The following is a 13,194-nucleotide window of genomic DNA, read 5'->3' on the forward strand; positions in this document are numbered from 1 at the left end:
CCCGTGACCGGCGCGTTCAACGTTCCAGCCCCATCGCCCGGCGGGTCAGCGCCCGGCGCAACGGTCCGGCCAGGTTGAGCCCCACCAGCCCCGCGGCACGGGCATGCGAGAGCAGCGGGTGATCGATACCGAACAGCCGGATCAGCCCGTCGCTGAAACGGATCACGTTGTGGCGATCCCGCGAGCGGCGTGTCTCGAAGGCCTGCATCACCGTCATGTCGCCGGGTCTGCGGCCCGCCTCGAGCCCGGCCTCGAGGCTGGCGACCAGGTCCATCACCCCGCGCAGGGCGAGATTGAAGCCCTGCCCGGCGACGGGATGCAGCGAATGGGCGGCGTTGCCCAGCACCGCCAGCCCGGGGCGTACCGTCTCTTGGGCGGTGACCAGCGACAGCGGATAGACGTGGCGCTGACCGACTCGGGTGAAGCGCCCCGCCCGCTCGCCGAACAGCCGCTGCAGCCGGGCCAGGAAATCGCCATCGGACAGTGCCAGCGTGGCTTGCTCGGCACCCTGCTCGTGCGTCCAGACCAGCGCCATGCGTTCCCCGGGCATCGGCAGCAGCGCCACCGGCCCCTCGGCGGTGAACCGCTCGTAGGCCATGCCCCGATGCGGCCGGCTGACGCCCAGCGTGGCGATCAGCGCGCTCTGCTCGTAGGGCGCGGCGTGGCTCATGATGCCCAGGCGTTCCTTGAGCCCGGAGCGCCCGCCGTCGGCGAGCACCGTCAACGCGGCGTCCAGGGTCTGGCCATCGCTGAGCGTCAGGCGATGGCCGCCGGACTGCGGGACGATCGTCTCGACCCGGGCCGGGCAGTGCCACTGAAGCGGCAGCTCGGCGAGCCGGGCGTGCAGCACGCGGCCCATCCAGGCGTTGGGCAGTACATAACCCAGCGCCTCGACGCCCATCTCGGCGGCACTGAGGCGTGTCGCCCCCAGCCGGCCGCGTTCGCTGACGTGGATGGTCTCGATGGCGGTGGCCTCGCGGGCCAGCGACGACCAGACGCCCAACGTCTCGAAGTGGTGTCGCGAGCCCTGGGCGATGGCGCTGGCCCGAACGTCGAAGCTCGGCTGGTAGTCATCGAGCCGCGTCTCACCCAGCGGCGCCGCCTCGATCACCGCGACCCGCAGCGACCGCGCCCGGATCAGCGGCTCCAGGGCGCACCCCAGGCTGGCGCCGACCAGCCCGCCGCCCACGATGGCGATATCCACCGACTTGCTAGCCATCCACAGTCATCCTTAGCGTAATGATTGATACGAAATTACGAAAATTACGTATGGTTAAAAAATAGCCGGAACGCGCTGATCATTCCTTCGCCATCAGGGCCTCGATCTCGTCCGCTCGCTTGGGCACCGCCGCGGTCAGCACCTCATGCCCCTCGACGGTGACCGCGACGTCATCCTCGATACGGATGCCGGTGCCCCGCAGGTCGGCCGGAATATCGTCGTCATCGGGGATGTAGAGGCCGGGCTCGACGGTCAGCACCATGCCCGGAACAAGCTGACGTGGCGTGCCGTCGTGGCGGTAGCCGCCGACGTCATGAACGTCGAGACCCAGCCAGTGCGAGGTGGAATGAAGATAGAAGCGCTTGTAGCTCGCGTCGTCGATGCGCGCCTCGACCTCGCCGGCAAGCAGCCCAAGCTCGATCAGGCCGTGGGTGAGATCGCGAACCACGCCCTGGTGGATCTCGCTCAGGGTCACCCCGGGGCGAACCGCCGCCACGGCGCGTTCCTGAGCGGTCAGTACCACGTCGTAGAGCGCGCGCTGCGCCTCGCTGAAGCGCCCCGAGACCGGGAAGGTGCGAGTGATGTCACCGGCATAGCCGTCGAACTCGGCGCCGGCGTCGATCAGCACCAAGGTGTCCGCCTCGAGACGCGCGGCGTTTTCCACGTAGTGCAGCACACAGGCGTTGGCGCCGCCGCCGACGATGGTGCCGTAGGCCGGCCCGCTGCCCCCCTGCCAACGGAACTCGTGCTCGAGTTCCGCCTGCAGCTGGTATTCATGGAGGCCGGGGCGGGCCACGCGCATCGCCCGCACATGGGCCTGGGCGGAGATTCGCGCGGCATGACGCATCAACGCCAGCTCGGCCTCGCTCTTGATCAGGCGCTGCTCGTGGATCAGTGGCGCGACGTCGGCGAACGCCTCGGGGGGGCGGGCCCCCTGGCGGGCGCGCGCCTTGAGCATCAGACGAATGCCCTCGGCACTCGCCACGGCGGCGGCATCGTCGAGCGGTAGATAGAGGGCTTGGCGGCCGTCGAGCAGCTCGCTCAGGCGGCCATCGCGCTCGGCATTGGCAAAGGCCTGGTCGACCCCGTAGCGGGCCACCGCGGCCTCGGCGCCGATGCGGATGCCGGTCCAGGCTTCCAGCAGGGGGTCCTTGTCGGGGCAGAACAGCACGCTCTCGCCCGCCTCGCGACCCGGCAGCAGCAGCAGCAGGGCATCGGGCTCGGGAAAGCCGGTCAGATAGTGGAAGTCGCTGTTCTGGCGAAAGGGATAGTCGCTGTCGTTGCTGCGCGTGACCAGCGAGGCCGCCGGCAGCATCACCGCGCTGCCGGCGGGTAGCGCGTCCATCAAGGCCCGGCGCCGGGCGCGGTATTCGTCGAGCGCGATGGCGGGAGGGCGCGGGAGGGTTTCGGGCAGCATCATGGCTCCTTGAAGCGGGGGCTATTGCTCGGGCGTCTCGTCGGGCTGTTCGACCTGCGGCTGGCCGGGGTGCTGCTCGGTGTAGAGCAGCATCGCCGCCATGCGCGCGTGCTCGGTGAGCGTGAAGAGGTCGTTCTCGTTCTCGGGCGACTCATCCAGCGCCAGTTCGTCGAGGCCGGCCAGGGTCTCGAGATCCTCGATCGCCTCGCGCAGGTTGGCCGACCAGGCGTCGCGGGTCTCGGCGGCGACTTCGCCGACGATCTCGAGAAAGCCCAGGGTCCATTCGCGCAGCCCGCGGGCGCGTTCGGCCAACGAGAAGAGGTCATCGGGCAGCAGCGGTTCGAAATTGAGCGCCGCCGCCGACAGCGCGTCCAGCGACTGGCGACGCCAGGCCAGCAGGACCTCGGCGGCGTCACGATCGCGGGGCTGCTCGACGCCCATCGCCTGACAGACCTCGTCGAGCCAGGCTTCGGCGCTGATGTCGTGGAGCGCCAGCGAGGCGCTCAGGCGACCGTCGAGAAAGGCCGGTGACTGCAGGCTGCCGTGCATCAGGAAGACGTCGGCAACGGTGGAAAAGTCGAGCTGGTCGTTGATGATAGACATGCCTGTTCCATGCAGAGTGGGGAGGCGTCGGATGCGGCCGGCAGGGCCCGTGGCGCGCGTTGACCGCCCGTCGGCGCCTCTCTATAGTGGCTCGGAATCTGACTTCATCTTATCGCACGGGCCCGGACTTGGCCCCTTCAGGAGCCTGCCATGAGCGATGACGCACGGTCGACCGTCGAAATCACCCTGCTGGGGCGGGCCTACGTCATCGCCTGCCCGCCGGAGGAAGAGGCCGACCTCAAGCGGGCGGCCCGCTACTTGGATCGTGCCATGCACGGCATCCACTCGCGCAGCAAGGTCCTGGGCGACGAGAAGATCGCCATCATGGCCGCCCTCAATATCACCCATGAACTGCTCCGGGCCCAGGACGAACAGCGCGCCAGCGAAGAGAGTCTGACCCAGCTCAACGAACGCCTCGAACAGGCCCTGGGCGAGGTACCGCCGCGGCGCTCGTGAATCGCGACGCGCGGAAACAGTCCTTTGGCGCACGGCGCCGCTCTGATAGGATGAAGACGTTCCCTGGGGTGTACGCCAGTCGTTGACGTCCCTCGAGCCTATGCGCAGTACCCAGGGGGCCAAATGCTAGACAGACCCGTGTGCATGTCCGTGCGACGGAAAGCCTGACGGTCTGTCTGCGGCCACCCACCTTGAACCAGTGGGTTCAAGGGCCAGAACGACAGCGGCACTCTGGGGAACACCCTTTCCACCGGCCTCGACGTATCGCACTTGAACGATCTTGCGACCCGCGACGATTCGCGGCGGGCCCTGCGACGCACGCTGCGTCGCCGCCGCCGAGACCTGAGCCCGAGCCAGCAGCGCCGGGCGTCGAACGCCCTGTGCCACCGGCTGCGCCGGCTGCCGGAAGTCCAGCGCGCGAGGCGCGTCGCGCTCTACCTGCCCAACGACGGCGAGATCGACGCCACGCCGCTGATCGCCTGGCTGCGCCGACGCGGCGCCCGGGTGTATCTGCCCGTGTTGCGCCCGCTGGCCGAGAACCGCCTGTGGTTCGTGCACTATCATTCCGGCACGCCCATGGTGAAAAACCGCTTCGGCATCCACGAGCCCGATACCCGTCACGGCGCCCACCGGGCCCGCCAGCTACCCCCCTGGGCGCTGGACCTGGTATTGATGCCGCTGGTCGGTTTCGACGAGGCGGGCAACCGCCTGGGCATGGGCGGCGGTTTCTACGACCGCAGCTTCGCCTTCACCCGCAGGCGGCGCCCACGCCCGCGCCTGATCGGTGTCGCTCACGACTGCCAGCGGGTCGACCGCCTGCCGATCGCCGGCTGGGACATTCCGCTCGATGCCATCGTCAGCGACCGGGAAGTCGTTCGTCCGGGCCGCGCCGACGACCCGTCATGACGCCACGCGGCACCTGAGCTATCCCCCAGAAACGACAAGGCCGCCGCGGAGCGATTCCGCGGCGGCCTTTGACTCGACGTGTCGCCGCGTGTGGCGGCGATGCCTCAACTCCCGACCAGAGTCTGGGCATAACCGGTGGCGACCACCCCGAGTCCGAAAATGAGTACCAGTGCCATGACCAGGTCAGGCTTGCGTTTCATGACCGCTCCGAGAGTTGTTATCGATGACTCACGCCCTAGGTTCTGTGCGAAAAGTCAGCGAGCGAAGGCAAGACAAGGCAAAAATCGGCGAAAACGCGGAGTTTACGGGGTGTAAATGAGCATTTTGAGCCGATTTTTAACGCCGTATTGCCGAGCGCAGGTAGTTTTCGTACAAAGCCTAGGGGCGCCACCGACTATAGGGCCGTGACACGCCGATGACAAGTCTCCGGTTCAGCAAAGGCTGATATGTAAACCCTTGTAATACGAGGGCTGCCGGGTGAGCAAGCGCCCACACCGGCGAATTGGACAGGAAAAGGGCCGTTATTCCATGAACAGCCGGTAGGCGACGTTGTCGGTTTCCTTCCAGAAGCGGTAGCCGATCGCCTGGAAATGCTCCTCCACGTGGCAGCGGTCGCCGTTGGGCACCTGCATGCCCACCAGCACCCGACCGTAGGCGGCACCGTGATTGCGGTAGTGGAACAGCGAGATGTTCCAGTCGGCCGGCAGATGGGTGAGGAAGTTCATCAGCGCGCCGGGGCGTTCGGGGAATTCGAAGCGATAGACCTCCTCCTCGAAGTGCGCCTTGGGCCGGCCGCCGCCGAGGTGGCGGATGTGCAGCTTGGCGAGTTCGTTGTCGGTGAGGTCCTCGACCGGATAGTCGGCCTCGCGCAGCTTGCGGATCACCTCGGCCCGGTCGTCGCCACCCGGCTTGACCTGCACGCCGACGAAGATGTGCGCTCGCTCGGCGTCGGCATAGCGGTAGTTGAACTCGGTGACCATGCGCCGGCCGATGGTCCGGCAGAACTTCTTGAAACTGCCCGGGCGCTCGGGGATGGTCACCGCCAGGATCGCCTCGCGCTGCTCGCCCAGCTCGGTGCGCTCGGCGATGTGCTGCAGCCGGTCGAAGTTGGTATTGGCCCCGGAGTTGATGCACACCAGGGTCTCGCCCTGGGCACCGGTCTGCTGGACGTACTTCTTGAGGCCGGCCAGCGCCAGCGCGCCCGAGGTCTCGGCCACCGCCCGGGTGTCCTCGAAGGTGTCCTTGACCGCGGCGCACATCTCGTCGGTATTCACGGTGATCACGCCGTCGATCAGGTCGCGGACGATGGCGAACGGCACCTCGCCGATCTGCGCCACCGCGACGCCTTCGGCGAACACGCCGACCTGGTCGAGCACCACGCGCTCGCCGGCCTCCAGCGCGGCCTTCAGGCAGGCGCTGTCCTCGCTCTCGACGCCGATCACCTTGACCTCGGGGCGCAGATACTTGACGTAGGCGGCGATCCCGGCGATCAGGCCGCCGCCGCCCACCGGCACGAAGATCGCATCGAGGCGGCCGGCGTTCTGGCGCAGGATCTCCATGCCCACCGTGCCCTGGCCGGCGATCACGTCGATATCGTCGAAGGGCGGGATATAGGTGTAGCCGTGCTCGGCGATCAGCGCCTGGGCATGCGCCTGGGCCTCGCTGAAGGCGTCGCCCTTGAGGACCACCTTGGCCCCCCGGGCGCGCACCGCCTGGACCTTGATCTCCGGAGTGATGCGCGGCATCACGATCACCGCCTTGACGCCCAGCTGCTTCGCCGCCAGCGCGACCCCCTGGGCGTGATTGCCCGCCGAGGCGGCGATCACGCCCTTGGCCTTCTGCTCGTCGCTGAGCTGGGCCAGCTTGTTGTAGCCACCCCGCACCTTGAAGGAGTAGACCGGCTGGAGGTCTTCGCGCTTGATCAGAATCCGGTTGTCGAGACGGCGAGACAGGAAATGGGCGGGAGAAAGGGGGGTTTCGCGGGCCGCTTCATAGACGCGGGCCTGGAGTATCTTCTTGACGGTGTCTTCGAGCATCCTGTTTTTCCTGGAGAATCGCGCGTCGCGTGGGCATTGCGCCCGGCATGGAGAGAACCCCTATTGGTAGCAGAAGCGACGGCGACTCGTCCAGCGCGCCGCGTTGCCGGGCGCGGCCGGCCATCCACAGCGGGCGACGGCTCGCCTATAATGCGCACGCCATTCACCAGCGAGCCCTGACATGAGCCAAGACGCACTCAAGCGCGCGGTCGCCGCCGCCGCCATCGATGAAATCCGGCCCCTGCTGACCGCCGACGCGGTGATCGGCGTCGGCACCGGCTCCACCGCCAACTGCTTCATCGACGCCCTGGCCGCGCACAAGCACGACTTCCGGGGCACGGTGGCCAGCTCCGAGGCCACCGCGCAACGCCTCAAGGATCACGGCATCGAGGTGTTCGAGCTCAACCACGTGGGCAGCCTGCCGGTCTACGTCGACGGCGCCGACGAGATCAATGCCCGGCTGGAAATGATCAAGGGCGGCGGCGCCGCACTGACCCGCGAGAAGATCGTCGCCGCCTGCGCCGAGCGCTTCGTGTGCATCGCCGACGCCTCCAAGCGGGTCGAGGTGCTGGGCGGTTTTCCGCTGCCCATCGAGGTGATTCCCATGGCCCGCTCCTACGTCGCCCGCGAGCTGGTCCGGCTCGGCATGACCCCGGTCTATCGCGACGGCGTGATCACCGACAACGGCAACCAGATCCTCGACTGCTTCGATGCGCTGTTCGAGGAGCCCGCGCGCACCGAGGCCGAGCTCAACAATCTGGTCGGCGTGGTCACCAACGGCCTGTTCGCCCGGCGTCCCGCCGACGTGCTGCTGCTGGGCACCGAAAGCGGCATCGAACGCCACACCCGCTGAGCCCCGACCCCCGCGGTTCAGGCGAGGCGGTTGGCACAGGGCGTCCCGTCACGGAAGGCGAGCAGGTTCTCGCAGGTGACCTGGGCGATCTCGTCGAGCGCCTCGGCGGTGAAGAACCCCTGATGGCCGGTCATCAGCACGTTGGGGAAGCTCGTCAGGCGGGCGAAGAGATCGTCGTCGATGATCTCGGCCGAATGATCGCGGAAGAACAGCTCGCTCTCCTGCTCGTAGACGTCGATCGCCAGCGCCCCCAGGCGTCGCGCCTTGAGGGCCTCGATCACTGCCGGAGTGTCGATCAGCGCCCCGCGCGAGGTGTTGACCAGCATCGCCCCCGGCTTCATGCGTGCCAGCGCGTCGCCATCGATCAGATGGTGGGTCGCGTCGGTCAGCGGACAGTGCAGCGTGACGATATCCGAGGCCGCGAGCAGGTCGTCGAGGGCCGCGCTCTCGCCCCAGGCGGCGAAGTCGGGGCTGGGGTAGGGGTCGAAGCCCAGCACCCGACAGCCGAAACCGTGCAGCAGGCGCGCCATGGCCAGGCCGATACGCCCGGTGCCGACCACCCCGGCGGTCTTGCCGAACAGCGTCTCGCCGAGCAGGCCATCGAGGGCGCAATTGCCCTCGCGAACGCGATTGTAGGCACGGTGGGTCTTGCGGTTGAGGGTCATGATCAACGCCATGGCGTGCTCGGCGACCGCCTCCGGCGAGTAGGCCGGCACCCGGGCGACGAACAGTCCCAGTCGCCGCGCGGCTTCGAGATCGACGTTGTTGTAGCCGGCACAGCGCAGCACCACCGCCTCGACGCCCGCCGCGTGCAGCCCGGCCAGCACCGCCTCGTCGAGGCTGTCGTTGACGAACACGCAGACCGCCTGGCTGCCGTGGGCCAGCGCCACCGTCTCGGCGTTCAGCGCGGCCTCCTGGAAGTGCCACTGGATACCGGCATCGGCGAAGCGTGTCTCGCGCATCGCCTCGAGAAAGCGCCGGTCGTAGGGCTGAGTGCTGTAGACGGTCACGTGCATGACGGACTCCCGGATGTTCATGAAGTTTTCAGCTTAATCGCGATTGCGTTTCGCGGTCAGCGACCGGACGCCGCAGCCTCGGAACCGGACGGCGGCGTGCCGCCCGACGCCGCCTCGATGTAAGTGCCAACTTCGGCCAGGGTCCTGGCCAGAGCGCCGCGATTGTCGTCGACCACGGCCTGACCGGCGGCGCCCAGGCGGCGCCGTTCGTCGGGGTCGTCGAACAGCGCGATCAGGGCATCGCCGAGCGCATCGCCATCGCTGATCTCGCAGCGCGCGTTCGCCGCCGCCAGGGTGTCGGCGATCTCGCGCAGGTTGTCGAGCTGGGGGCCGCTGAGTACCGGCGTGCCCAGCGCCGCCGGCTCGAGCAGGTTGTGGCCGCCGACCGGCACCAGCGAACCGCCGACGAAGGCCAGATCGGCGGCGCCGTAGAAGCGCATCAGCTCGCCCATGGTATCGCCGAGCAGCACCGCGGTATCCGCCGTCGGCGTCTCGCCGCGGGAGCGCCGGGCCAGCGACACGCCCTGCGAGCGGCACAGCTCGGCGACCGCCTCGAAGCGCTGCGGGTGGCGCGGCACCAGGACCAGCAGGGCCTGCGGATGGGACCGACGCAAGCGCGCATGGGCGGCGAGCACGGCTTCGTCTTCGCCGGGATGGGTCGAGCCGGCGACCCACACCGGGCGCTCGCCCCACCGCGAACGCAAGCGCTCACTATCGGCACGCAGCCGCTCGTCGACCTGCAGGTCGAACTTGAGCGCGCCGGTGACCACGACCCGTTCGGACGGGCAGCCCAGGGCCCGGAAACGCTCGGCGTCGAGCGAGGACTTGGCGCCGACCCAGGCCACCTGCTGCAGCATGCCATGCGACAGCGCGGCGAAGCGGCGGTAGGTGTGAAAGGCGCCCTCGCTCAAGCGGCCGTTGGCGAGCAGCACCGGCACCGAACGCTGGGCACAGGCCTCGAGCAGGTTGGGCCACAGTTCGGTCTCGGCGACGATCGCCAGCGTGGGCGCCAGCCGATCGAGGAAACGGCGTGTCGCTCCGGGGAAATCCAGCGGCAAGAAGTAATGACTCACTTCGCCCCTGAACAGCGAGTCCACGCGCTCGGCGCCGGTAGCGGTCATGGTGGTCACGACGATCGCGGTCGCCGGATAGCGCTGGATGAGGCCGCGGATCAGCGGCGCGGCGGTGACCACCTCGCCGACCGAGGCGGTATGAATCCAGAGGCGCGGCGCCGCCGCCTGACGCGGAATGCAGCCCAGCCGCTCGCGCCGCGGGTGACCGGGCGCCGACTCGCGCCAGACACGCCAGCCGATCAGCGGTGCCGCCAGGTAGAGGACGCCGCTGTAGAGGCGTCTGGCGAGCCGGGGGTCGAGCATGCTCAGCGCTCGCGGTCGAGGATGGTGCCGATCATCGCGGTGGTCGAGACGCCGTCCTCGAAGCCCAGCACGCGCACCTCGCCGCCGTTGGCGATCACCGCTTCGCCGCCGGCGATCGCCTCGGGGCGATAGTCGCCGCCCTTGACCAGCACGTCGGGCAGCACCGACTCGATCAGCCCCGCCGGGGTGTCGTCGTCGAAGGGCACCACCCAGTCCACGGCCGCCAGCCCGGCGAGCACCTGCATGCGCCGCTCGAGCGGGTTGATCGGTCGTCGCGGCCCCTTGAGCCGGGCCACCGAGGCATCGTCGTTGACCGCCACGATCAGGCGGTCGCCGAGCCGCCGGGCCTGCTCGAGATAGGCGACGTGACCGGCGTGGAGGATGTCGAAGCAGCCGTTGGTCATCACCACCCGCTCGCCGCGGGCCTGTGCCGCGCGCACCGCCTCGACCAGGGCGGGCGCGGCGATCACCCCGAACTCGGCGAGCTTGTCGCCGTGCAGGGCGGTGTAGAGCTCGGCGACCGACAGCGTCGCGGTCCCCGGCTTGGCGACTACCAGCCCGGCGGCCAGGTTGGCCAGGGTCATCGCCTCGGGGTAGGCGTGGCCGGCGGCCAGCGCCAGCCCCAGCACGCCGATCACCGTGTCGCCGGCACCGGTGACGTCGAAGACTTCACGGGCCCGGGTCGGCAGGTGCAACGGGGCGTGGCCCTCGCGGATCAGTGTCATGCCCTTTTCGCTACGGGTGATCAGCAGCGCCTCGAGTTCGAGTTCGGCGCGCAGCCGCTCGCCTTTCGCGGCGAGCTCGTCGTCGTCGCGACAGGCCCCGACCACCGCCTCGAACTCGGTGAGGTTGGGGGTGATCACGCTGGCCCCCCGGTAGCGGCGGAAGTCGCTGCCCTTGGGGTCGACCAGCACCCGCTTGCCGGCGGCGCGGATCGTCGCGATCAGTTCCTCGACGCGATTGAGCGTGCCCTTGCCGTAGTCGGAGAGGATCACCAGGTCGGTCTGCGGCAACAGCGCCGTCACCTTGTCGAGCAGCTCGCGGGTATCCACCTCGGCGAGGCTCTCCTCGAAGTCCAGACGAATCAACTGCTGGTTGCGGCTCATCACCCGCAGCTTGGTGATCGTGGGTACTTGCGGGCTCCGCTGAAAGTGAGCACTTACATCAGCCGCATCGAGCCGAGCCCTGAGCACCTCGGCATTGTCGTCGTCGCCGGTCAGCCCGGCGAGCGCCACGTGTCCGCCCAGCGCGGCGATGTTGAGCGCGACGTTGGCCGCCCCGCCCACCCGATCCTCGGACTCGTCGACACGCACGACCGGTACCGGGGCCTCGGGCGAGATCCGCGAGGTACCGCCGTGCCAGTAGCGGTCGAGCATCACGTCGCCCACCACCAGCAGGCGGGCCTGTTCCAGAGCGGTCAGATCGAGCTTCATCGCGGGACTCCAGCATCGCGGTCGGAAGAGCCAAGCGCCAGTACCTGCTCGATGCGAGCGATCACGTCGTCGGCGTGGATCAGGCTCATGGCGTCGGGATGGCGTACCCGCTGGCCCCAGGTGATCGACTCCGGGCGCTTGTGCAGGTAGGTACGCACGGCATCGGGATAGCGGTCGACGACATAGTCGCGCCAGCAATAGGGGGCGGCACGCTGCGGATTGGTGGTGGCATAGAGCCCCACGGTCGGCCGGCCCAGGGCGTTGGCCATGTGCACCGGCCCGGAATCCGGGGCGATCACCAGCCGCGCCGCGTCGATCAGTGCCAGCAGCCCCTTGAGCGAGCTGGCCCCGATGGCGTCGACGACCGCCTCGTCGCCGACCAGACCCCGGATCCGCTCGCCCATCTCGCGCTCCTGGGCGCTGCCGCCGCCGGTCAGCACGCTCTTCAGGCCGTGCTGGCTCCACAGATGGCCGATCACGCTGGCATAGCCCTCGGCCGACCAGTTGCGAAAGTTGCGCAGCCGCGGATTGGCACACGGGCTGATCAGCGCATAGGGGGCCTCGCCGGTCAGTCGGCGGGCCTCGCTACGGGCCTCGTCGGGAATCGGCAGGTCCCACGCCAGATGCGTGTCCTCGACGCCCAGCAGGCGCGCGAAGTCCATGAACGACTCCAGCACGTGGGCCCGCGGATGCGGCGGGATCTGGCGGTGCGTGAAGCGGTACTGCCAGTCCTTGGCCCGGGCCCGGTCGTAGCCCACCCGCACGCCGGCCTTGAGCCCCAGCGACAGCACGCTGGCCCGCAGCGCCTGCTGCATGTGCAGCAGCACGTCGAAGCGGGTGTCGGCGAGGCGCCGCCAGATCTCGCGCATGCCGGCGAGTCCCGTCGCCTTGTCGTAGACCACGAACTCGACCCCGGAAAGGCCGGTCAGTAGACTGTGTTCCCCCTTGCCGATGATCCAGGTGATGCGGGCATTCGGCCACTGGCGTTGCAGAGCGCGCACGGTGGGCACCAGGTTGCAGACATCGCCCAGCGCGGAGAGTCGCAGGATCGCGATGTGCGCGGGCTGGGCAGGCAGAGGATGCTTCATGCAGTTGGCAACGTTCCGGATGGGAAAAGATTTCATTTTACATGATGCCGGCATTCTATGTGACGCACGGACGCCGCCACAAATCGGCCCCGCTTGGTTCAACGGGGCCTTCTGGCGGGCGCGGGACGCCATCGTCGGCCAGGCCCCGGGGCGGGGTGCCAGCCTGTTCGTCGACCCCTCGGTGGTGGGTGTCGCCGAGGAAGAATGGGTCCTGCGCGCCTATCGTCGCGGCGGGATGATCGCCCGCCTCAGCGAGGACCGCTACCTGTGGACCGGCCACGAGCGCTCGCGGGCCTTTCGCGAACTGCGTCTCACCGCCCGGCTCTTCGAGCGGGGCCTGCCGGTGCCGCGGCCCGTCGCCGGCTGGGTCCACCGTCACCGGCTGGGTTACCGCGCGGCGCTGCTCACGGTGCGCCTCGCGGGAGCCCGGTCGCTGGCCGACTGTCTGGGCGAGGCCGACACCGCGTTGCTCGAGCGGGTCGGCGCCACGATCCGCCGCTTCCACGACGCCGGGCTCGACCACGTCGACCTCAACGCCCGCAACCTGCTGGTCACCCCCGACGAGACGGTCTGGCTGATCGACCTCGACCGCTGCCGCCTGCGCCGCCCCGGCGCCTGGCGGGAACGCAACCTGGAGCGCCTGGAACGCTCGCTGGCGAAGTTCGCCGCCGCGGCCTGCTCGCCAACCATCCGCCGCGGCTATGCCGCCCGCGACGTGTCCGGGGGCGCCGGCGGTCGGGTATAATCCGCCACGTTCGACGCCGTGTCGGGCGCCTTGAGATTGCAGCCGG

At 68.9% G+C, this 13,194-nt stretch carries 11 protein-coding genes, 1 other RNA gene and 1 pseudogene; 5 read left to right on the plus strand and 8 right to left on the minus strand.

The features are described from left to right. Nucleotides 1-16 precede the first annotated feature (16 nt). From ubiH to KGR00_RS11875, 3 genes are all read right to left on the minus strand, one after another. Nucleotides 17-1,219: a 2-octaprenyl-6-methoxyphenyl hydroxylase gene (ubiH, locus tag KGR00_RS11865; protein ID WP_224424423.1), complete on the minus strand. Its 1,203-nt coding sequence runs from the start codon at nt 1,217-1,219 to the stop codon at nt 17-19. Between the two features lie 79 nt (nt 1,220-1,298). After that, on the minus strand, nt 1,299-2,636 hold the full coding sequence (gene pepP / locus KGR00_RS11870; RefSeq protein ID WP_224424445.1) for a Xaa-Pro aminopeptidase: 1,338 nt from the start codon (nt 2,634-2,636) through the stop codon (nt 1,299-1,301). 21 nt (nt 2,637-2,657) lie between these two features. Then, a complete protein-coding gene (locus KGR00_RS11875) occupies nt 2,658-3,239 on the minus strand; it encodes a UPF0149 family protein (RefSeq protein WP_129139801.1) in 582 nt (193 codons plus the stop codon). Nucleotides 3,240-3,389: 150 nt separating this feature from the next. On the opposite strand from KGR00_RS11875, the gene KGR00_RS11880 reads away from it, so the two are divergent. The 3 genes from KGR00_RS11880 to KGR00_RS11890 all read left to right on the plus strand — a co-directional run bounded on the left by KGR00_RS11880 (nt 3,390) and on the right by KGR00_RS11890 (nt 4,601). Next, complete coding sequence (locus KGR00_RS11880) at nt 3,390-3,695, plus strand: cell division protein ZapA (protein ID WP_129139800.1); 306 nt, start codon at nt 3,390-3,392, stop codon at nt 3,693-3,695. A 57-nt stretch (nt 3,696-3,752) separates the two neighbouring features. Next, a non-coding RNA gene (gene ssrS, locus KGR00_RS11885) (6S RNA) lies at nt 3,753-3,937 on the plus strand. A 28-nt stretch (nt 3,938-3,965) separates the two neighbouring features. After that, on the plus strand, nt 3,966-4,601 hold the full coding sequence (locus tag KGR00_RS11890) for a 5-formyltetrahydrofolate cyclo-ligase (RefSeq protein ID WP_129139799.1): 636 nt from the start codon (nt 3,966-3,968) through the stop codon (nt 4,599-4,601). Nucleotides 4,602-5,122: 521 nt separating this feature from the next. Here KGR00_RS11890 and ilvA read toward each other — a convergent pair. Beyond that, nucleotides 5,123-6,643: pseudogene (gene ilvA, locus KGR00_RS11895) on the minus strand (threonine ammonia-lyase, biosynthetic); the annotation flags it as partial. 175 nt (nt 6,644-6,818) lie between these two features. Between ilvA and rpiA the strand changes: the two are divergent. Beyond that, nucleotides 6,819-7,490, plus strand: coding sequence for a ribose-5-phosphate isomerase RpiA (rpiA, locus tag KGR00_RS11900; RefSeq protein WP_224424424.1), 672 nt, complete (start codon nt 6,819-6,821; stop codon nt 7,488-7,490). 17 nt (nt 7,491-7,507) lie between these two features. On the opposite strand, the gene KGR00_RS11905 is transcribed toward rpiA, so the two are convergent. Genes KGR00_RS11905 through KGR00_RS11920 form a run of 4 tightly spaced genes read right to left on the minus strand, consistent with a single transcriptional unit; the run spans nt 7,508 to nt 12,403 of the window. Continuing rightward, nucleotides 7,508-8,506, minus strand: coding sequence for a 2-hydroxyacid dehydrogenase (locus KGR00_RS11905; RefSeq protein WP_224424425.1), 999 nt, complete (start codon nt 8,504-8,506; stop codon nt 7,508-7,510). A gap of 56 nt (nt 8,507-8,562) precedes the next feature. Then, entirely contained in the window at nt 8,563-9,882 is a 1,320-nt protein-coding gene (waaA, locus tag KGR00_RS11910; RefSeq protein WP_224424426.1) for a lipid IV(A) 3-deoxy-D-manno-octulosonic acid transferase, read from the minus strand. Nucleotides 9,883-9,884: 2 nt separating this feature from the next. Next, a complete protein-coding gene (hldE, locus tag KGR00_RS11915; protein WP_224424427.1) occupies nt 9,885-11,315 on the minus strand; it encodes a bifunctional D-glycero-beta-D-manno-heptose-7-phosphate kinase/D-glycero-beta-D-manno-heptose 1-phosphate adenylyltransferase HldE in 1,431 nt (476 codons plus the stop codon). Further along, complete coding sequence (locus tag KGR00_RS11920; RefSeq protein WP_129139793.1) at nt 11,312-12,403, minus strand: glycosyltransferase family 9 protein; 1,092 nt, start codon at nt 12,401-12,403, stop codon at nt 11,312-11,314. Before KGR00_RS11920 ends, hldE begins: the two co-directional genes overlap by 4 nt. Here KGR00_RS11920 and KGR00_RS11925 point away from each other — a divergent pair. Continuing rightward, entirely contained in the window at nt 12,402-13,148 is a 747-nt protein-coding gene (locus KGR00_RS11925) for a 3-deoxy-D-manno-octulosonic acid kinase (protein WP_224424428.1), read from the plus strand. The genes KGR00_RS11920 and KGR00_RS11925 overlap by 2 nt on opposite strands. Nucleotides 13,149-13,194: the final 46 nt, after the last annotated feature.

This window comes from Modicisalibacter sp. MOD 31.J, assembly GCF_020147985.1.
Classification (GTDB): domain Bacteria; phylum Pseudomonadota; class Gammaproteobacteria; order Pseudomonadales; family Halomonadaceae; genus Modicisalibacter; species Modicisalibacter coralii.

Bases quoted from the DNA above. Each gene is read 5' to 3' on its own strand.
- KGR00_RS11925 (WP_224424428.1), top strand. From the start codon at position 12,402: ATGCAGTTGGCAACGTTCCGGATGGGAAAAGATTTCATTTTACATGAT.
- pepP (WP_224424445.1), bottom strand. From the start codon at position 2,636: ATGCTGCCCGAAACCCTCCCGCGCCCTCCCGCCATCGCGCTCGACGAA.
- KGR00_RS11920 (WP_129139793.1), bottom strand. From the start codon at position 12,403: ATGAAGCATCCTCTGCCTGCCCAGCCCGCGCACATCGCGATCCTGCGA.
- KGR00_RS11875 (WP_129139801.1), bottom strand. From the start codon at position 3,239: ATGTCTATCATCAACGACCAGCTCGACTTTTCCACCGTTGCCGACGTC.
- ubiH (WP_224424423.1), bottom strand. From the start codon at position 1,219: ATGGCTAGCAAGTCGGTGGATATCGCCATCGTGGGCGGCGGGCTGGTC.
- KGR00_RS11880 (WP_129139800.1), top strand. From the start codon at position 3,390: ATGAGCGATGACGCACGGTCGACCGTCGAAATCACCCTGCTGGGGCGG.
- rpiA (WP_224424424.1), top strand. From the start codon at position 6,819: ATGAGCCAAGACGCACTCAAGCGCGCGGTCGCCGCCGCCGCCATCGAT.
- hldE (WP_224424427.1), bottom strand. From the start codon at position 11,315: ATGAAGCTCGATCTGACCGCTCTGGAACAGGCCCGCCTGCTGGTGGTG.
- waaA (WP_224424426.1), bottom strand. From the start codon at position 9,882: ATGCTCGACCCCCGGCTCGCCAGACGCCTCTACAGCGGCGTCCTCTAC.
- KGR00_RS11905 (WP_224424425.1), bottom strand. From the start codon at position 8,506: ATGCACGTGACCGTCTACAGCACTCAGCCCTACGACCGGCGCTTTCTC.